16 protein-coding genes and 4 pseudogenes are annotated in these 18330 nt (G+C 69.3%); 13 read left to right on the top strand and 7 right to left on the bottom strand.

Annotated elements, in window-relative coordinates:
- Positions 1 to 40 precede the first annotated feature (40 nt).
- Positions 41 to 172, top strand: coding sequence for a LuxR C-terminal-related transcriptional regulator (locus ABD932_RS28120; protein ID WP_345016610.1), 132 nt, complete (start codon positions 41 to 43; stop codon positions 170 to 172).
- A gap of 69 nt (positions 173 to 241) precedes the next feature.
- Here the strand turns inward: ABD932_RS28120 and ABD932_RS28125 are convergent, their stop codons facing one another.
- A complete protein-coding gene (locus ABD932_RS28125) occupies positions 242 to 1342 on the bottom strand; it encodes a PP2C family protein-serine/threonine phosphatase (protein WP_345016612.1) in 1101 nt (366 codons plus the stop codon).
- 229 nt (positions 1343 to 1571) lie between these two features.
- Positions 1572 to 1952 carry a Rossmann-fold NAD(P)-binding domain-containing protein gene (locus ABD932_RS28130; protein WP_425587525.1) on the bottom strand — a complete coding sequence of 127 codons (381 nt, stop codon included), beginning with the start codon at positions 1950 to 1952 and terminating at the stop codon, positions 1572 to 1574.
- Here ABD932_RS28130 and amaB point away from each other — a divergent pair.
- Positions 1870 to 3339, top strand: a pseudogene (amaB, locus tag ABD932_RS28135) (L-piperidine-6-carboxylate dehydrogenase). The gene ABD932_RS28130 and the pseudogene amaB sit on opposite strands and share 83 nt — an antisense overlap.
- Positions 3340 to 3411: 72 nt before the next feature.
- On the opposite strand, the gene ABD932_RS28140 reads toward amaB, so the two are convergent.
- The 4 genes from ABD932_RS28140 to ABD932_RS28155 all read right to left on the bottom strand — a co-directional run bounded on the left by ABD932_RS28140 (position 3412) and on the right by ABD932_RS28155 (position 8568).
- Positions 3412 to 4971, bottom strand: coding sequence for a helix-turn-helix domain-containing protein (locus tag ABD932_RS28140; RefSeq protein ID WP_345016616.1), 1560 nt, complete (start codon positions 4969 to 4971; stop codon positions 3412 to 3414).
- Positions 4968 to 5606: a hypothetical protein gene (locus ABD932_RS28145; RefSeq protein WP_345016618.1), complete on the bottom strand. Its 639-nt coding sequence runs from the start codon at positions 5604 to 5606 to the stop codon at positions 4968 to 4970. Before ABD932_RS28145 ends, ABD932_RS28140 begins: the two co-directional genes overlap by 4 nt.
- A 9-nt stretch (positions 5607 to 5615) precedes the next feature.
- A complete protein-coding gene (locus ABD932_RS28150; RefSeq protein WP_345016620.1) occupies positions 5616 to 7064 on the bottom strand; it encodes a hypothetical protein in 1449 nt (482 codons plus the stop codon).
- A gap of 169 nt (positions 7065 to 7233) precedes the next feature.
- Positions 7234 to 8568: an alpha/beta fold hydrolase gene (locus ABD932_RS28155; protein ID WP_345016622.1), complete on the bottom strand. Its 1335-nt coding sequence runs from the start codon at positions 8566 to 8568 to the stop codon at positions 7234 to 7236.
- Between the two features lie 84 nt (positions 8569 to 8652).
- Here ABD932_RS28155 and ABD932_RS28160 point away from each other — a divergent pair, with 84 nt between their 5' ends.
- The 4 genes from ABD932_RS28160 (at position 8653) to ABD932_RS28175 (ending at position 12249) form a co-directional block, all read left to right on the top strand.
- A complete protein-coding gene (locus tag ABD932_RS28160; RefSeq protein ID WP_345016624.1) occupies positions 8653 to 9273 on the top strand; it encodes a TetR-like C-terminal domain-containing protein in 621 nt (206 codons plus the stop codon).
- A 989-nt stretch (positions 9274 to 10262) separates the two neighbouring features.
- Positions 10263 to 10847: an SUKH-4 family immunity protein gene (locus ABD932_RS28165; RefSeq protein WP_345016626.1), complete on the top strand. Its 585-nt coding sequence runs from the start codon at positions 10263 to 10265 to the stop codon at positions 10845 to 10847.
- Between the two features lie 301 nt (positions 10848 to 11148).
- Complete coding sequence (locus ABD932_RS28170) at positions 11149 to 11493, top strand: hypothetical protein (RefSeq protein ID WP_345016628.1); 345 nt, start codon at positions 11149 to 11151, stop codon at positions 11491 to 11493.
- Positions 11494 to 12051: 558 nt separating this feature from the next.
- A complete protein-coding gene (locus tag ABD932_RS28175) occupies positions 12052 to 12249 on the top strand; it encodes a hypothetical protein (protein WP_345016629.1) in 198 nt (65 codons plus the stop codon).
- Between the two features lie 957 nt (positions 12250 to 13206).
- Here ABD932_RS28175 and ABD932_RS28180 read toward each other — a convergent pair.
- Entirely contained in the window at positions 13207 to 13497 is a 291-nt protein-coding gene (locus ABD932_RS28180) for a hypothetical protein (protein ID WP_345016631.1), read from the bottom strand.
- A 228-nt stretch (positions 13498 to 13725) separates the two neighbouring features.
- Here ABD932_RS28180 and ABD932_RS28185 point away from each other — a divergent pair, with 228 nt between their 5' ends.
- The 7 genes and pseudogenes from ABD932_RS28185 to ABD932_RS28215 all read left to right on the top strand — a co-directional run bounded on the left by ABD932_RS28185 (position 13726) and on the right by ABD932_RS28215 (position 18244).
- Positions 13726 to 14130: a type II toxin-antitoxin system PemK/MazF family toxin gene (locus ABD932_RS28185; protein WP_345016633.1), complete on the top strand. Its 405-nt coding sequence runs from the start codon at positions 13726 to 13728 to the stop codon at positions 14128 to 14130.
- Positions 14131 to 14364: 234 nt separating this feature from the next.
- On the top strand, positions 14365 to 14976 hold the full coding sequence (locus ABD932_RS28190; RefSeq protein ID WP_345016635.1) for a TetR/AcrR family transcriptional regulator: 612 nt from the start codon (positions 14365 to 14367) through the stop codon (positions 14974 to 14976).
- Positions 14973 to 15383, top strand: coding sequence for a DUF6069 family protein (locus tag ABD932_RS28195; protein ID WP_345016637.1), 411 nt, complete (start codon positions 14973 to 14975; stop codon positions 15381 to 15383). The genes ABD932_RS28190 and ABD932_RS28195 overlap by 4 nt, the downstream gene beginning before the upstream one ends.
- Before the next feature lie 284 nt (positions 15384 to 15667).
- Positions 15668 to 16336 (top strand): annotated as a pseudogene (locus ABD932_RS44035) (IS701 family transposase); the annotation flags it as partial.
- Positions 16337 to 16480: 144 nt separating this feature from the next.
- Positions 16481 to 16880, top strand: a pseudogene (locus ABD932_RS44040) (IS701 family transposase); the annotation flags it as partial.
- Positions 16881 to 16959: 79 nt separating this feature from the next.
- On the top strand, positions 16960 to 17337 hold the full coding sequence (locus tag ABD932_RS28210) for a VOC family protein (protein ID WP_345016639.1): 378 nt from the start codon (positions 16960 to 16962) through the stop codon (positions 17335 to 17337).
- Between the two features lie 380 nt (positions 17338 to 17717).
- Positions 17718 to 18244: pseudogene (locus tag ABD932_RS28215) on the top strand (flavodoxin family protein).
- The last annotated feature ends 86 nt before the right edge of the window (positions 18245 to 18330 follow it).

The raw sequence follows: 18330 nt of genomic DNA on the forward strand, positions 1-18330 counted from the left end.
GGCGAAGTGATCGGCCTGGTGACCCTCCTGGAGGGAGGAGGTGGCAGCCCGGCTGTACCTAAACCCACGCACTGTCGACCATCACCTGCGTCGCGTCTTCGAGCGCCTGGGCATCACTTCGCGTGCCGACCTGATCCGCCGGTGCGCAGCCGACAGCGGTTCCGGCACGTGAGCGTCTGGTGCCGCAGGTCGGCTCGGCGAAATCGCCTGCAGCGTCCGTCTTCCGGAGCGCGGCGGCGCACTAGCGTCGCGTCTCATCGGGAAGGCGATAGGCGGCGAGAGCGGCGATGTCGTCATCGAGGCTCCCGCCGCTGTAGGCGAGCAGGTCCTGGTGCAGGTGGTCGAGGAGCTCGCGGGGAGGGAGGGTGGCCCACGAGCGGATGCGCTCGGTGAGTGGGTAGAAGCATCCGGCGCCGTCGCGTGTCTCGGTCACGCCGTCGGTGTAGAGCAGCAGCTGGTCGCCGGGGTGGAAGGCCTCGACATCCACGCGATAGTCGGCGCCGAGCAGAACACCGAGGTTGATGGGGAGTGCCGGATCGGCCGAGTCCAGCTCTGTGATCCCGTCGGGGCCCAACCGCAGGGGTGGCGGGTGGCCGCAGTTGACGATGCGGACCACGGGTTCGTGGTCGGGAACCTCGGCGAACACCGCGGTGACGAAGCGCTCCGCCACTTCGCTGCCCGGCAGCTCGGCGGCTCTGCGGCTCATGCTCCTCTCGACGCGGTGCGCGACACCGGCCAGATCGGGCTCGTCGTGGGCAGCCTCACGGAAGGCGCCGAGCATCGTCGCGGCCGTTTCCACCGCCTGCAGGCCCTTGCCCCGGACATCACCGATCAGCAACCGGATTCCGTGTGCGGTGGGCACCGCCTCGTACAGATCACCACCGATGCGTGCCTCGGCGGCGGCGGACAGATAGAGGGCTTCCATCGAGACGTGGCCGAGGCGGCGGGGCACCGGGCGCAGCAGCACACGCTGCGCTGTCTCGGCCACCGAGCGCACGGTCGCGAGGGTACGCTCCCGGCGCGTTCGGTGGGCAGCGAGCAGCGTGCCGAGGACGCCGACCAGGGCGGTGCAGACGTAGGCGCCCACATAGTGGCGGTCCCACAGGTAACCCACCATGCGCCCCGCGCAACACGGAGTGCCGGCCAGGACCCCTTCCAACACGACGGCGAACACCGCGACGGCCGCGACACCGGCAGGACGGTGGGCGTAGGCGGCGACCACCGGGAGCGCGATGAGCAGGAAGCTCACCGGCCACTGCACCGGGGTGATCGGCTCGAGCAGCAGGACGCCCGCGACGTAGAAGGCCGGCAGCCAGCGCATCCATGCGGGCGGGGCAGGCACCTGCGGGCCGGTATCGCTTGCCCGCGCCGCACGGCGGCCCTCGGCTCTACGACGGCCGGGCCACCTCACGGCTCACTCCGGTCGCCGCGGATCCACCCACGCGTGCTGTGCAAGAGAACTCCCGGCAGGGCTTGATCACCATCAACAGGATCTTCATCGTAATTGCATGACATTCCCTACTTGTGATGAATACGGGCCTCCGTCGGCCACGGTTGGCTTTCGGACGTGGTCAGCGACGAGGTATCCGACCCTTGCTCCACATCGCCGTACGCACCCGTTGCTCGGCCAGGGCGCGGCCGGCCGCATGTGGGGTGGCAGCTCGGCGCTCGGCTTCTTCGAGGACGGTGATCGTGTTGGCGCGCAGTCTGGTCGAGATGGTCTCGAAGATGGCGGTGGTGTCGGGGCGGAAACCGGAGTAGCGGGCCTCCATCGCGAAGGCGGCGGCGACGACGCCTCCCGCGTTGGCGACGAAGTCGGGGAGCACGGTGATGCCGCGCCGGGCGAGGACGGCCTGGGCGTCCACGGACGTGGGCAGGTTGGCGCCCTCCACGACGAGCTTGGCCTTGATCTCGTGCGCGGTGGCGTGGTCGATGACGTCAAGGCGTGGCATCCGGGCGGCCAGGCGGGACGTCGAGGAGGCCCTTGCAGCCACCCTCGAGGCGTTCCTCACCTGGCGCACCACACCGGCTCCCCGACGCGGCGAACTCATCCGCCGCCTGGGTGAGTTGCTGCGCGAGAACAAGAGGGACCTCGCCGACCTCATCACCATCTAGGCGGGCAAGATCCGCTCGGAGGCGCTCGGCGAGGTCCAGGAGATGATCGACATCTGCGACTTCGCGGTCGGCCTGTCCCGCCAGCTCTACGGGCGCACCATCGCCTCCGAGCGCCCCGGCCACCGCCTCGCCGAGACCTGGCACCCGCTCGGGGTCGTCGGCGTCGTCTCCGCGTTCAACTTCCCCGCCGCCGTGTGGTCGTGGAACACGGCCGTGGCCCTGGCCTGCGGCGACACGGTGATCTGGAAGCCGTCGGAACTCACCCCGCTGATCTCCCAGGCCTGCGACCGGCTGCTGGACCGGGCCGCCGAAGAGGTGGGCGCCCCCCGTGACGTACATCGTCTCCTCCTCGGCGACCGCGCCATCGGCGAGCGGCTCGTGGACGACCCGCGCGTCGCGCTCGTCACTGCCACCGGCTCCACCCGCATGGGCCGCGAGGTCGGCCCCCGGGTCGCAGCGCGTTTCGGGCGCAGTCTGCTGGAGCTCGGCGGCAACAACGCCGCCGTCGTCGCCCCCTCGGCCGACCTCGACCTCGCCGTCCAGGGCATCGTCTTCGCCGCCGCCGGTACGGCAGGCCAGCGATGCACCACCCTGCGGCGCCTCATCGTCCACCGCGACATCGCGGACACGCTTGTCGCCCGTCTGACGTCCGCGTACGCCAAACTCCCCATCGGCGACCCGTTCGACGAGGGCACCCTGGTCGGCCCTCTCATCTCCACCACCGCTCTCGACACCATGCGGGACGCGGTCGCCCGCGCGCAGGCGCAGGGCGGCAAGGTTCTCGTGGGCGGCGGCCGCCGCCTGACCGACACGGCGCCCCGGGCCGCCTACGCCGAGCCGGTCATCGTCCGCGTCGACGAGCAGACCGACGTCGTACGGGAGGAGACCTTCGCCCCCATCCTCTATGTCCTCACCTACGACACCTTCGAGGAAGCCATCGCGTTGCACAACGACGTCCCGCAGGGCCTGTCCTCCAGCATCTTCACCCGCGACCAGCAGGAGGCCGAGCGCTTCCTCTCCTCCGAGGGCTCCGACTGCGGCATCGCCAACGTCAACATCGGCACCTCCGGAGCGGAGATCGGCGGCGCCTTCGGCGGTGAGAAGGAGACCGGCGGCGGCCGCGAGTCCGGCTCCGACGCCTGGCGCGCGTACATGCGCCCGGCGACCAACACCATCAACTACTCCAGCCGCCTCGCTCTCGCCCGGAACGTCAGCTTCCTGTAGCCGACGCCGCACGAACGAAGAGCGCCCACAGGCCGGTTCGGCCCGGCTTGCGCGGCAGGTCGAGATCCTCCCTCAGTGGTCGGTGTCAGCGTCCGTCCCGACGGTGTACAGGTCCTTGACCTTCACCTCGGTGACGCCGCGGCCCTCGGCGAACACCGCCCGCCAGTCGCCGATCACGTGCAGCTCGTCGGTGCCCATCGCACGGACGACCATCAGGCCCTGGTCGTAGGCGCGGTAGGCCTTGAGCCACAGGTTCACGAAGGCCTGGCTGCGGATGAGGTGCATCCAGTCGGTGCGGTAGATCTCGCGGTTGTAGTTGGACTCGCCCAGAGTGGAGACGAACTTGGAGTACATCGCCTTCACATACGCGAGTGTCACCTCGTCGTCCTCGGCGATCGCCTTGTCCCGGGCGTCCTTCATCGCCACGCGGAACTTCTCCAGCAGGCCCTCCGTGGCTCCGGAGGTCCACGACTCGTGGATCTCCGGCGGGTCGCACAGGCCGTACTTCGGTCCGGACAGGCGCAGCAGCAGGCGCAGGGTGGGTTCGGTGACCCACAGGGGGCCCGGCTCGTCGCGGCTGCCGATCGGGTTGGGCAGTACGGCGTCGTGGTCCCACTCGGGTGGGGTGATCAGGTGGACGCCGGCGCGGCGGCGGTCGTGGTGGTTGCCGGTGGAGTGGTTCAGCTGGCCGAGCGGCAGCCACGTCTTGAGCGCGCTCAGGTAGGCGCCGTTGGTGTCGAGCGCGGCCACCTCGTGCTCGCCCGGGGGTAGTTCGGGCCTCGTCCACTTGGGGCGCGCCTCCCAGATCTGGTCGGCCCCGCGGGCGCTCTGCTTGCGCAGGATGTCGGGCAGCCACGGGTGGGCGACGATCTCGTACCGCCCGCCGATGCGGGTGGTGTCCAGCAGCGCCATCGCGTCCGGGATCGCCCGCTTGACCAGCGCCGCTGTGGCCTTCTCGACGTCACCGGCGTGCTTGGCGAGCGCCTCGGACACGGCCTGACCGATCAGGTCGGGCATGGCGTCGGCCGACTGTGCCCGGCGCCCGACCGGCATGATCTTGACACCCGGGCCGGTGTCGGCGGGGCGCGGCCTGGTCGGGGGCGCCTGTCGTTGTTCCCGGCCCGCAGGCTGGGCCTCTGGTTCCGGTGCGATGGCGGCGGATTCGGCAGGGGTACCGGCAGCAGCCGCGCATTCTGCTGGGTCGAGGTGCTGGGGAAACCCCGCGACCTGGTGGCGAGCAAGTGCCCCGCACAGCACACACGGCTGAGCTACCGGAAGGGCCTCGACCTCGTCCGCTCCGACGTCCCCGTCCGGGACCTCGGCCTGTGTCTCGTCGCCGTCGGATGGGACGTCCGTGTCCTCGGCGTCGGGGGCTGCATCCTGTGCCTGGGCCTGCAGTTTGGCGTGTGCCTTGTCGAGGAAGTACGCGTATTTCTCCCGGAGTTCGCCGCTCGGGTCCCGGCCGGACTCCCAGCCGCCGACCGTGGACGTGCTCACCCCTAGGGCGTGTGCCACCTGGGCCCGGGACACGTTCAGGCCCTCGCGCAGGCGGCGCCTTTCGTCTGCGGGAGGCAGCGGGACCTGCTGGCGGGCGCCGTCCACGAGTGCGTCGATGGAGTCGAAGTCAGTCACGCGTTCTCCCGGACGGCGGGGTCGGCTTTCAGATAGGCGATCGGGCCGCCCGAGACGGCGGTGTGCACGCGGGCGCCGAGCAGTCGGCGCGTCAGGTCCGCCACCGCCCTGTCCGTGGCCAGGACCCGGAAAGTCTCGGAGCTGTCGAGGGCTCCGACCCGGCCGGCGACGGTGGCGGCGAAGGAGTGCCGCACCTCACCGTGCCCCAGATGCCATGTGTCGTCTCTCCCATGGACAGCGAGTACGCCGGTCACCCACCCGCCAACGGCCACCGGCAGCACCCCCGCCCGCACGATCGCCTCCGGCTCGCATCGCCACCACCGGCGCGAGGCCTCGCAAAACTGCTCGTCCGTCAGGTCGGGCGAGTCGCCGATGAAGTCGCGGTCGTCATCCTGGTGGGCGGGAGGCGCGGCCGCCGCGGTGCGCAGCACCGGGAGTATGCCCTCGACGACGCTCACGTGCGGCGCACGGGCCAGGGCAAGCACCCGAGTCGCCTGCAGATCCCGAAGGAACTTGCTGTCGAGCAGCTTGGTGACGGTGTTGGGCGACACGCCCAGGGCGTTCGCCGCCTGACTGCGGGTGAGCACCTCGTCGGTGGAGTCCTCGGATTCCACAAGTTCGATGGACGGCAGCAACGATCGACCTCACTTGGCGGGTGGCGCTTCCGCTTCTGTGGGAGCACGGCAACGACTGCATTGCATCAATACACAGTGCGTTGCGTCAACGCATGATCGACTGAGGTCGGCTGACCCACGCCGACCCCGGCGGCGGGGCTGATGCCGGGGCCCGTGGCCGGGGCCGCCTGCAGTGCGCCTCAGATGCGGAGCGTCCCGGGGGAACGCCCCGTGGCCGACGCCCGGCTCGGTGAGGGCCAGCCAGCCGTGGCCGCGTACCTCGGTGTCCGGGCCGACCTCGCCGGGGTCGACCGAGAGGTACCCGCAGGCGGACCGGGCGCCCGTGGTCCCCGCGTTGGACGGGGCCTCGTCGTATTCGGGGTCGAAGTCCGGGTCGTCGGCCGCGAGGGTCTCCCACGGCAGCGGGTCGCCCTCCCATTCGGGGTCGCTCTCGGCGGCGTACCGACGGATCACCCGGCCGTTCTCGGCGACCATCCACACGTCGGAGCCGCCGGCGTCGTCCAGGAAGAAGAGCTGGGCCTGGCCGCAGTGGACGCTGACCCGCTCGACCGTCTCGATCATCCCGTCCCAGGGGTCGCCGACGACCAGCAGGTCGAAGGGACCGAAGACCAGGCGCCAGCCGTCCAACTCCGGGGTGACGAAGGCCCGCCCCACGGTGCGGCCACCGCCGTCCGGCCCGGGTACCCGGATCTCCCGGCCCTCCGCCGCCTGAATGCCGGCGGCGACCGTGACGGGCCGCCGGTCATGCAGGCCCAGGGCCTCGAAGACCCCCTCGTACGACGCCCCGGGCACGGCCATCCACCACCCGCTGAGGGTCGACGACGGAAGGCTCGGGATCTCGTCGAGGATCTTCACCCGTATCAGCCGCTCGACCGCCGCCCGGTCGCGATCGTCCAGTGCGTCGGCACCGCCGCCCGCCACCAGCGCCGCCATCGCGCCCCGCCGGGTCCTCGGGGACTCGGCCGGGTCGCGGCGCAGGGAGCGCAGCCGGGGTCGGAAGGAGTCGTGGAGCAGGCGGGCGTAGTCCGATGCCTTGTAGGGGACGAGGCCGCCTCGGGCGAAGCAGCCCACCAGGGCCCGCAGTCCGGCCTCGGAGTCCGTCCGCAGCCTGACGAGCCCCCGGAAGCCGTTGCCCGACTTCCCATAGTTCGGATCGGCTGCCAGGGCCGCGTACTGGCCGGCGGAGCGCTCGTCGAACACCCCGAGGAACTGGCCCACCTGCCAGTCCGCCACCTCCTTCCGGCGCCAGGCCGCCAGGAGGGCGTCGAAGGCCGGCGGCCCGATGCGCCTCAACACCCGCATGACCGGCTCCAGTTCAGCGGACCGCCGCACATCGGCCAGCCCCTGCAGCAGCGTCGGCACCACGCTGTCGGCCTGCTCCGCCAACCGTGCGGCGGCGACCTCCACACGCGCGGCGTCGTCGCTGTCCAGGTCCTCGAGAAGGGATTCGATCTTCATATGGCAGCACAGTAGCTGCGGCCACCGACCGCGCCCTGCGGGGGCCGTGCAGCCGGGGCGGCTCACGTCGTGAACGGGGGAAGCACTCCGCGGCTGCGCCTGGCTCAGACCCCAGGGGGCCTCGGGCATTCCGTTCGCCCCTCGATGCCGGCGACGGGCTGCGGGCTCTTCACTTGCGGGCGTCCAGGAAGGCGGGGACGTCATCGCGGGTCGGGTAGTTCGGCACTGGTGCCGGCCCGGCCTGAAGGAACGCGTCGATGACGGCGGCTGCTCGGTCGTTGTTGTCGTCCAGACCGTTCCACATACGGTGGCCGACGCCGGGCATGTACTGCGTGCGCTGAATGGCGGGGTCGTCGGCAAGGATTGCGGTCGCCCATTGACGGACCTGGGAGGAGCACTCAGCGATCATCAGCATCGCGGGGGTCCGGGAGCGTCCCAGTTCCGGGGAGATGGAAGGCGAGTCCTTCACCGTCTGCTGCACGCGGAGGCTGGCGGCAGGGCTGAAGGAGAAGTTCTGTGCGGTGTCCTCGGTCGGAATGCGGTGTGCGTCGCGCGCGCAGTAGGCGGATGCGGTGTCACTGCCGAGGTCTGCGGCGGTGAATGCGTTGTCGCCCTCGGCCTGTCCGATCAGCCCGGTGTCGGGGGTGAGGAGCCCGAGCCGCATGAGGCCGAACGCGACGGCGTAGCGGGGGACGTGCGTCGAGCGCGGCCCTGTCATCGCCGGCGCGAGGCCGCGCGCGGACGGCCGGCCCTTGTGCCCGGCGATCCGTGCGGTCGGGCCGTCCATCGGGCCGGGCTCGGCGATGATCGCCCGATGCAGGCGTGCGGCGACGCGCGTGTCTGCGAGGGCTCGCGTGAGTACGACCCCGCCTCCGGAGAATCCGAGGATGTCGACCCGGCCCTTGTCCAGACGGTCGACGAAGGCCGCGAGGTCGCGGACCGACCTGGAGATCGTGTACTGGTCCATGGGAAGCAGGTCGCTTCGTCCGCCGCCGGCCTGCTCATAGGTGTAGACGTCGTAGCCCTGTCGTGCCAGGAGTTGCAGGAACCGGTGGTCGAGCATCGAGATGCCGCGAACCGGTCCGCCGTTGAGGTACACGAGCGGAACGGGGCGTCGGGCGCCGGTGTTCGCGGGCGGGTAGTGATACACCGCGACCCGGCTGCCTGTGGCCAGGCTCCAGTGCTGCGTGGCCACGAACGGCAGGTCAGGCGGGTACTGGCGGGCCGTGGGCGCGGTCGGGACGCAGACCGACGCCGTCAACGCCGCCGCGACGACCACGGGCAGGAACGGCACGAGCCGCGCCGCCCGGATACGACGCCGGCCCCGCCACAGTGCGGCGACAGTCCCGATTCCAAGGGCCGTCAACCATGCGGCGAGTCCCGAGCCTGCCCCGTCCGTGAGGACGATCGCAGCGAGGAAGACGACGATCAGCGTCGCGACGGCGGCCGGCGTCAGCAGTAAGCGTCCGGTGAGGCAAGCGAGGCGTATGGCGAATGTGGGCATGCGAACGAAACCTCCGAAGTTGCATAACGCTGTTTCAGAACAGTGTTTCAAAACGACGTTATCAAAGGAGGTAGGCTCCTTGTCATGGGTAGGCCGAGAACGAACGACGCGACCGTCAAGGAGCGACTCGTGGACTGCGCGACCGAGCTGCTCGCCACCCGTCCTCAGGAGTCGGTCACAGTCCGCGCCGTGGCCACGGCCGCTGAGACGTCAACAGCGGCCGTGTACTCCCTGTTCGGCGACAAGGAAGGACTGATCGCAGCGGTACGCGACAGAGCCGTCGCCAGCTTGTTCCAGGCCGTGACGGCGGTGCCGACCTCCGAGGATCCTCTCGCCGACCTCTACGCACTGGCCGTCGCCTACCGACGATGGGGACGCGAACACAGTCATCTGTACTCGGTGTTGTTCGGTGGGGTGCAGTCCTTCAAGCCGTCAGGGGCGACGGTCGGTACCAGTGACCCGGTCCGGCCGCTCGTCATGGCGATCGATCGCGCCGTGACGGAGTCCGTCCTCGACGGCGAAGAGACGGCGATCGCTGTCTCACTCTGGGTGACCCTGCATGGGCTGGTGACCCTCGAACTCGCCGGGGCCTTCGACACCTCCACGGCGGAAGCCGCCTTCCGATCGACGATCCACGCCACGCTGCGTGGCTGGACGACGCCCGCGGTGTTCCGCAGCCTGCGGCACGACGAACCCGCCTCCTGACGGAGAGCACGACCCATTCCGCTCAAGCCAGTTGAGAGGCGGTGCGTGCGGGAGGCGCGTCGGCAATGCCGCCCGCCGAAGGCTCAGCACCGCCGGTTCCGCTGTGTCAAGTCCCGACATGCAGTGCCATGACGCGCATCGATGACCAGGGCGCAATGGAGTCATGGATTCGCACGGAACTGTGGCATCCGCTGAGGTTGGGAGTGAGTCAGATGCCGAAACGTCCTGAGCAACCCTCGACAGAGGGCTCGGTACCAGTCCCCCGGTATCGACCGAAAGGCTTCCGTGCCGCGCTGCGGTGGCAGATCATCGCCCTGGCAGCCTTCGCGATCTGCTTCTGCACGCTCGCGGTGGGGTGGCACATCACTGACAGACCCACCGCAGGTATTTACGGCGGCAGCAGTGCAGGTACTGATGGTGGAGGGGATCCCCGTACCGACAGCACGGATCCAGGTACCGGCGCCGGCACGGATCCAGGTACCGGCGCCGGCACGGATCCAGGTGCCGGCGGAGGCGCCGAGGAGGGTACCGGCGGAGGTACTGAACCAGCCCCCGAGCCAACCCTCGAGGAGCCGGCCGCCGAGGAGCCGGCCGCTGAGGACCAAGCTGTCGCGGAGCAAACCCCCGGCCCTGGCACCAGAGCCGACATTGGCGCCATTAACGAGGGAGGGCCGGCCCCAGCCCATCCCGCCAGCGTGCTGGCACTCGTGATCGCCGGGGTGTCAGGCGTCGGAGGCTTCCTCAGCGGTGCCGCAGCGATGATCACCGCGAGGCAAGGCGCCCGCCAGGGGCGGAGGCAGCAGACCGTGCACACCAGGCACGCGTGGCACCCCTCGGAGCGCCATCGCCTTCGCCTTCGCCGGCCTCGCGGCCATTGACGCTATCCGTACAACGCCGGATGTCTCACAGGTGCGCACACCCTCGCGGGCGCCGTGCGATTGACTGGGCCGACAATGACCGAACCACACCGAATTCATGGGGGCCACGCAGTGCAGAGCAACGACACGCCGTTGATACCGGACGCGGCGTGGCTGGAGGAACGGCTGGGCGAAGGCTCGCTCTGGCGACCGGACGAGGCCGACCTGCCGGCTGAGCTCACCCACGCAGGATCGCGAGAGTTCCTGCTCAACGTCGGCTTTCCCGCCGTCGAGCTCGAAGTGGTGGGGATCGACACGCGGCACCTGCGGGACGAGGACGGCATGGAACCGTTCGATGCCGACGAGATCTACGGCGAGCGCTACCCCGACGACGACTCCCCGCCCAAGAACTTCGCCTTCACCGTGGCCACCTGGTCCGACCAGCACCTGATGCTCGGCGCGGCGGACGGCGGGATCACCCACTACGACCCCAACGGCTGGGACCACGGGGCAGGATGGAAGGGACTGGCCGCCGATGACCTCCCACGGCTGGCCGTGCTCCTGGGGCTGATCGCCGAGTCGAGCAAGGCCCTGGAATCGGCCGACGACGCCGTACGCGCGGCCGCGGTCACCGATCTGCGCGAGCGCATGATCGACCAGGAGCCGTATGTGGACGACTCCGCGTTCTGGGACGAGATCTTCGAGCATCTGGAGTGAGGACGGGGCCGGTCAGCGTAGGCGGACCACCCCTGCTGCACCACGCCCATCGGTGGACGCGTTCGCAACGTGCTCATGCCTCGACTGTATGCGCGGCGCCCTCGAGCAGGAACAGCAGGCCAGGGGTGGTGACGGCATGAAAACGCACGGCCTCTGCAGGGGAATCGAACCCCTCGTGGCACCGGAGGCGGTTGATCCTGGCCGGCCCGGACCTGTTCGGGCAAGCCGATTCCGCAGTGCGCGACGCAAGGGCCTCTCGGCCTCCATGATCCGCGGCCTCCTCCGTATGGAAGGCCCCGCCGTGAAGTCCCAATTCCCGCAGCTCGACGACCGCCGATCCCACCTGATCATCGCCCTCGCGATCGGTGCCCTCGTGCTCGGCCTGGTCGTGCTGGTCGCGCTCCTGGTCGCCAACACCGATCGTGACAGCACGTCCCGCCGCTGCCCTGAGCAAGTCGTCTGCACCGTCGCCCCCGTAACGTGCCTGCCCTACGTCGGATCCGGCGGCGCGGCCACGGGTACCAACGATTCCCGGAGCAGCGCCCGGAAGCCCGCCCAGCAGCCGCGGCAGAAGGCGCCCGCCGTCAAGGTGCCGGCAGTGCCGAAGGCTCCGGCCGCGCCGCCCCGCATCTCCCTGCGGAAGTAGCCACCCTCGAGCAGCACACGACACAAGCCACCCGCGTCGGAGACCTTCCACTCCCGTAGCGAAGGACTCCGATGCGACTCTCCCCGTCCACGCGACGCACTCTGGCGACGATCGCCGCGTTCTTGATGCTCCTGGTTGGCCTGCTGCTCGCCGCGTCCAAGGTCGATGACGACTCCTCCGGCGACCCGAACCCCGCGCCGTCCAGCTCCCCGTCGGCGCCGGCCTCGACCGCGCCCGCCGACCCGTCGCCCAGCACCCCGCTTACGAGCGAACCGACGACGTCCGAACCGATACCGAGCCCGACTGACACGGCCTACAACATCACCGCACACGCCGCGCCCCGGATGGCATTCCGCCGCCCGGGGCGCGGCCGTTACGGTGGCCGCCTCAAGCAGCACGAGACGACGAGCGTGAGGGTTCGCCGTCCCACGATGGCCGAGGTGATGCCCGTCGCGCGGGCCCTGGTCACTGCGAGCGCGGAGGACGATACGGAGGACAGACCGGCAGATCGCGGCCGCGTGGCTCCTCGGTGGAGGCACCCGCGAGGGCCAGACACACGTGAACCTGCTCCTCGCCCATGCACTTGCGGACATCCTCGAGGAGGAGTGCCTGGCCACGTGGCCCACGATGTGGGGCGTGCCGGACGTGGTGAAGCTGAACACGATCGACGAGCAGCAGAATCTCGTCGCGCGCTACGCCCGGTGGAAGGCAGCCCAGGGAAGGCGAACCAACTGCACAACGTCCCGTGCGGCGTAGCCGTTGATGAACTTGAGGGTGGCCGCCAGACGGGCCCACTCACCCAGATCGGCCCACTCGTCGTTCTCCTGCACGTACTCCCCCTCGGTTGGCTTTCTGACGCCTCGCCAGATCACCGACAACAATCACAGTTGTTGTCGGCTACTCACTAGTAATCACGTAGAGCCTTCTGGCGACCGAGACGTAGAGGGCCCGTTGCGATGGCTCCGGAGTCAGCCGTTCGTGTGCTTCGGCGGCCGAGCCTGCGGCGCTAGGCTCAAGGTATGCCGAACGCGCGCGACCTCGACGGACGAATGGTCCTCCCCCGCCAGCGACTTGATGCGTTGGGCGAGGTACTGCGTCTTCGGGCGGAGACCATGGAGGCCGGCAAGTTGCCGTACCCCGAGGACTGGCCGCTTCCGTTGTGCCCAGAGTGCCGCGGTGCCGTGCAGGAGTGGGTTTCCGGCAGTGGCGACGGCTTGCCAACCAGCTACTGGTTCTCACCGTGCGGCCACGGCATTGCCGCCGACCAACCGTAGGGCCCTCATAGCAGTACGACAGCGGCTGGCCCTGAAGGCGGCAGCCACTCAATGCGCGGCGCAGCAGCAGAACGAGCCGCGGCACGTGTAGCAGCGTGGACGCCCGACGCACCGGCACGACTGCCCGCAATTCACCGGCTCGGTGTGCAACTTGACCTCGTCCGGGTTGCCCGGTTCGTACGCGACGTGGCAGTCCCGGCAGGCAACCCACCCAGGTGGGAAGTCTTCAGCGCATGGCGTCGGGGGCGGCTCCGTGTCCGGCGATGGCCTGAGGTCCCGCCGCATGTCCGGGTCCTCATCCTCGCAGAGGCGAAGCACCTCGATGGGGCTCCAATGGTCGGGCATGGCCGCATCCTCCCAGACGGCCGCCATCTTCGACGCCGCTCCGCCGGCAGGCCGCCGCAGAGCCACACAGCTGGTCTCACCCCCTCCGGGGCGCTCAGTACTCCATGTGCTGCCGCATCTCGGCGTAGTACTCGGCTTGGTTCTCCGCGTACGCGTCGAGGACACCGGAGCAGCCGCCGTACAACATCCACGCGGCATCGTGAAGACGCCGGATGTCCGCGTCGAAGTCGACCCTCTCCTGGTTCGGCCGCGCCCGCACCAACCCCTGTCCCTTGCCACCCTTCACGGTGCTGTACCGGAACGTCTGGCCCTTCTCGTCGAGTTGGTGCAGCCAGTCCAGGGTGTCCTGAGTCGCCAGGGGGATCCGATCGTTCGGGGGCCCCATCAGCCGGCCGAGGTATTGATCAACCGGTCCGCCAGGTGCGCGATCGCATGGGATGCAGTGAAGAAGCTGTCGATGTCATCGGGCAGGATAGACGCGCGCCGTCTCGGCGTAGACAGGCCGCGGCCAACCGGATGTTCCACTTCAAGGCGAGTTCCGGTGGCCGCACCCGTCTCCACAGCGCGTCAGGCTCGCGCAGCGTCTGTCTGCCGTCCTGTGTCTGGAGGACTTGTGCAACGTGGCGAAGTCTGGTGGGTCCAGTTCGACGAGCGGAGGTTGGTCGTACTGCTGTCGGGAGACGACGCGTCCGGGATCCGGGTGATGCAGGTCGTCGCTCCGGCGGGCGTCGACATCAGCGGTCTGGGCATCGAAGTGATGGTGGGCGCCGGTGAAGGAGTGCCGTTCGAAGGCGTGCTGCGGCTCGCGTTCCCGCGTCCAGGCTTCACCCCTTGCACGTGGCTGACCACTGTGTCACGGGACGACCTGATAGAGCGGGCGGCCGTCCTGTCCTCGGCGAAGCTCAGCGAGATTGACGATGCCCTCCGACTCGCTGAACAAGCGACGGAGCAGACCCCGGCAACGACCGCGAAGCTCAGCGAGATAAGGGACGCCCTCCGTCTCGGTGAACTCGGGTAGAGCGAGAAGGAGCCGACGGCGTGGGCGGTCTCGGCCAGATGGTCGACGCTGTCCGACTGTCGCCTCGGCGCCCCTCACCATCGAGATCACGATCTACGGCTGGAGTACTAGTACTACAACCGCAGTTGTGGATCCTGGTGGGCTGCCAACGACAAGTAGCCGAGTACGGGAGAGTGAGCGGAGTGAGGACTCACTCATTGACGGAGTGAGTACTCACTCCGTACTCTCGAGGTCATGACTGCACCTAGGGAGAACCAGCCCACGCGCCGCCGCGCCCCCGGCATGTCGCCGGAGCAGCGGCGCGCAATGATCATCCAGACCGCGATCCCGCTGATCGCCGAGTACGGCGCCGCGGTGACGACCGCGAAGATCGCCCGCGCCGCGGGCATCGGCGAGGGCACGATCTTCCGGGTCTTCGCCGACAAGGACGAGCTGCTGCAGGCCTGCATGGCCGAGGCGCTCTCCCCCGAGCACGCGATCCGCGAGCTCGACGCGATCGACGTATCCCAGCCGCTGCCCGACCGGCTCGCGGAGGCAGCCGAGGCACTGCAGGCGCACATGTCCAGGATGGGCGCGATCCTCGGCTCGCTGGGGCATAGCGGCGGCAAGCACCCCGGCACGGTGCGCGGCGCGGGCCGCAACGAGTCGACAACCCGTATCCGCGCGGCCCTCGCGGAGCTGCTGGAGCCCGACAAGGCCGCCCTGCGCCGACCGCCGGAGCAGATCGCGGCCCTCTTCTTCGGGCTGCTCTTCACCCAGCCACGTACGGAGGACGAGCCCGACCTGACCCCGCAGGAGCTGGTGGAGGTCTTCCTGCACGGGGCGCTCTCGGGCGGCGCCACGTGAGCGCGCGGAGAAGGCGCCTGGGGGTTACGGCCCTGGCGGTCCTGGCCCCCGTCCTGGTGTGGCTGGTCGCGGACCCACTGCTGGGACACCGGCTGCGGATCGCCGACGGAGAGCAGACACTCGACATCGGCGCTGTGCCCGTGGCGGTCGTCGCACTGCTCGCGTCGCTCTCCGGCTGGGGACTGCTGGCCGCCCTGGAGCGGTTCGGGGCGCGGCGCGCCCGCGCCATCTGGACCGGGGTGGCCGGCGCCGTGCTGGCCGTTTCCTTCCTGCCGTTCATCGGCGACGGCATGGACGGCGGCACCCGGGTCTCCCTCGCTCTGATGCACCTGGCGGTGGCGGCGGTGCTGATCCCGGGGCTGGGCGGCAGGTCCCCCCGGGCGGGAGCCGCTGCCGCCAAGGGGTGACCGCCAGCACCAAGTACGCCGCAAGCAGCACCACATGGAGGCAGCCCCGCTGGAGCGTCGCGCAGCCGGGGAAGACCGTCAGAGGACCCACCACGATCGAGATGAAGAGCGATACCTGGTGGGTCGGGCCGAGGCCCAGCAAGAGCGGACCCTCGTTCCAGATCGCTGCGACGGCCACCGCCTGGATGGTCAGGCCGATGCTGGCGATGTCGGAGCCGTAGGCGAGGTCGGGGGGATGTCTGGGGTGGGGTCGGAGACAGCTGCGGCCACCGGTGATCATCGGTGTGCGAAGACTGAAGATCAGGTGGTGGCCGCTGCTCACAGCGAGACCGGGCCGTTGGGACGATGACTTCGCAGGGCTGCTGCGGCGCATAGCCCAAAGGTTCGCGCGTGCCGAACCCCGCCGTCGGGTAGGGAAGTTCATCCAAGGGCTGCTGGCGGACCTGCCGCGGAAGAACTGCTGGACGATCGCGGAGTGGGCCGGTGAGGCCACAGCGGATGGGATGCAGCACCTGCTGGAGCGGGCGAAGTGGAACGCGGACGAAGTCCGTGACGATCTGCGTGAGTACGTCGTCGACCACCTAGCGCCGAGCAGGTGGTGCAATTCGTCGACGAGACGGGCGATGTGAAGAAGGGACAGGCGACGGTCGGGGTTCAGCGTCAGTACACCGGCACGGCGGGCAGGATCGAAAATGCGGGTGGCGGTCTACCTGGCGTATGCCACCGAGCGTGGACACGCCGCTGTGGACCGGGAGTTGTACCTGCCCCGCATCTGGGCCGAGGACCCTCAGCGATGCCGAGCGGCCGGACTGGAGCCCGCCACCACACGCTTTGCGACCAGGACGCAGCTGGCCGCAGCGATGATCGAGCAGTTCTGCGAAGCCGGGCACACGGTCGGCTGGGTGACCGGGGACGAGGTCTACGGAGGCAACCCCGCTCCGGCCCAGATGCTGGCCCAGCGCCCGATCGGGTCTGTCATGGCCGTCTCGTGCGGCATCGAAGTCCGCACGGCCGGTGGGAAGTTCCGTGTCGATTCACTGGTACGCAAAGTGCCGCGCTCCGCCTGGCAGCAAATGGGCCTACCACCGCTGCCTCAACCCCATCCGGTGCCGATCGGCACGCTGGTACGCGTCGCCGGGATGCGCCGGAGGATCGAGGAGACCTTCCAAGCCGGCAAAGGACTCGCCGGCCTGGACGAACACCAAGTCTGCCACTACACCCCCCTGGCTGCGCTGGGTCACCCTGGCCATGATCGCGGATTCCTTCCTCGCCATCGTCCGCGACCGCGAGCACCGCGACCACCCCGTCCCCGACGGGCTGATCGCACTCACCTGCAACGAGATCCAGCGACTGTTCTCTCCCCCCTCCACACACAACGCCGCCCGACAACCACGCATATGCCAGGGCTTCCGCACACCCCACCGCCCGTCCCGTCGAGTGAGCTTTGCGGAGCAGCAAGGGCGCTCTCCCTATCTGGGGCCAGCCTGCTCATGCTGACGCCTTCTCCGAACCAAGCCTTGGGAGTGCGCCGACCGATGCATCGAGGGGGTCCGGCGCCGCAATCTATGATGATCGGATGCTGACGTTCACCGATGTCATCCTCGACTGCCCCGACCCCTGGAAGCTGGCCGAGTTCTACGCCGAGCTGCTGAGCTGGGAGATCAACACCGACATCAGCACCAAGGACTGGGTCAACCTGCGCAACGACGGCGTCGAGCTGTCGTTTCAGCGGGTGGAGAACTATCAGCGGCCCAGCTGGCCGGGCCAGGAGCATCCGCAGCAGTTCCACCTCGACTTCGAAGTGGACGAGTTCGAGCCCGAGCAGCGCCGGGTGGTCAAGCTGGGCGCCACCCTCCAAAAGAGCTTCGTCGGCGAGTCCGGCTACGGCTGGCAGGTCTACATCGATCCGGCCGGGCATCCGTTCTGCCTGTGCCGCAACCCTCCCAAGTCCTGACCGCACGCGACGAGAAAACGCCCCGACTCCAATTGGAGCAGGTCGGCCGGGCGGTTGGAGATGTCGGCAGGAGCCGGGCCCGGGTTGGCACCCAGGTACAGTACCGCGACACCCCCGCCGTGCGGGGAACCAACGAGGTACCGGCTATGGTCGCCTCACTGCCGCCGGGGGCCGGGGGCCGGGGGCCGGAGACACGATGTCGATACCAGGCACGTAGTTGTCCACCCATCCCCCGTCCCTTCTCCGAACTGCTGGATCAGTATCGGTGCCCTTGCATGTCGAGTCTGGAGTGAAAACGGCAGCCTTCTGCTTACGGGCAATCTGCGCGTCGGGTTGGGCGAACTTCTCCGCCTGACTCGCGGCAGGACGAGGTCCCTGAGATCCCTTCCCGGGACGTTGTTCATCTGGCACGTCGGGATGTCATCCGTGCCGTCGACCTGAACATCGCGCCTGGTGTCGCCAGCGACGCCGGTGGCGGCGACGCATGGCCGATCGTGCATGACAAGCTCCTCCACTCGGAGATATTGATCATCGCGTCTCCCACTTTGCTTGGGCGTCCTCCATCCGTGACGCAACGTGTCCTCGAACGGATGGACGCGATGATGTCGGAAACCGACGACGAGGATCGGCCCGTGGCCTACAACCGGGTGGCAGGAGTGGTCGTCACCGGCAACGAGGACTGCGCCCACCACGTAATCAGCGAGATCACCGGCGCCCTGGCGGACATTGGCTACACCATCCCCGGCCAGGCATGGACGTACTGGCACCTGGGGCCCGGGCCGGGGCCCGAGTACCTGGAGAGCAGCGCGGACGTGAGAGGGCTCACCGCACCGGCGGGATCATCGCCGACAAACTCCATGGCGTCGCTCAGGCGTTGACGGCCCGGCCTCTGTCGGCGCCCGCGTGACGATTGCCGATGCGCATGCGCAGGCCGACACGTAGGCCTGTCCGTGAGTGGCAGGAGATGCCGTGGGTGCTCGCTCTCCCCGGGTA

Source organism: Streptomyces shaanxiensis, from assembly GCF_039537145.1.
GTDB classification, from domain to species: domain Bacteria; phylum Actinomycetota; class Actinomycetes; order Streptomycetales; family Streptomycetaceae; genus Streptomyces; species Streptomyces shaanxiensis.

What these genes read in the sequence shown, in the direction of transcription:
- ABD932_RS28180 (WP_345016631.1), bottom strand. Translation starts at nt 13,497, where the DNA reads ATGGGGCCCCCGAACGATCGGATCCCCCTGGCGACTCAGGACACCCTG.
- ABD932_RS28155 (WP_345016622.1), bottom strand. Translation starts at nt 8,568, where the DNA reads ATGCCCACATTCGCCATACGCCTCGCTTGCCTCACCGGACGCTTACTG.
- ABD932_RS28160 (WP_345016624.1), top strand. Translation starts at nt 8,653, where the DNA reads ATGGGTAGGCCGAGAACGAACGACGCGACCGTCAAGGAGCGACTCGTG.
- ABD932_RS28150 (WP_345016620.1), bottom strand. Translation starts at nt 7,064, where the DNA reads ATGAAGATCGAATCCCTTCTCGAGGACCTGGACAGCGACGACGCCGCG.
- ABD932_RS28190 (WP_345016635.1), top strand. Translation starts at nt 14,365, where the DNA reads ATGACTGCACCTAGGGAGAACCAGCCCACGCGCCGCCGCGCCCCCGGC.
- ABD932_RS28130 (WP_425587525.1), bottom strand. Translation starts at nt 1,952, where the DNA reads ATGCCACGCCTTGACGTCATCGACCACGCCACCGCGCACGAGATCAAG.
- ABD932_RS28210 (WP_345016639.1), top strand. Translation starts at nt 16,960, where the DNA reads ATGCTGACGTTCACCGATGTCATCCTCGACTGCCCCGACCCCTGGAAG.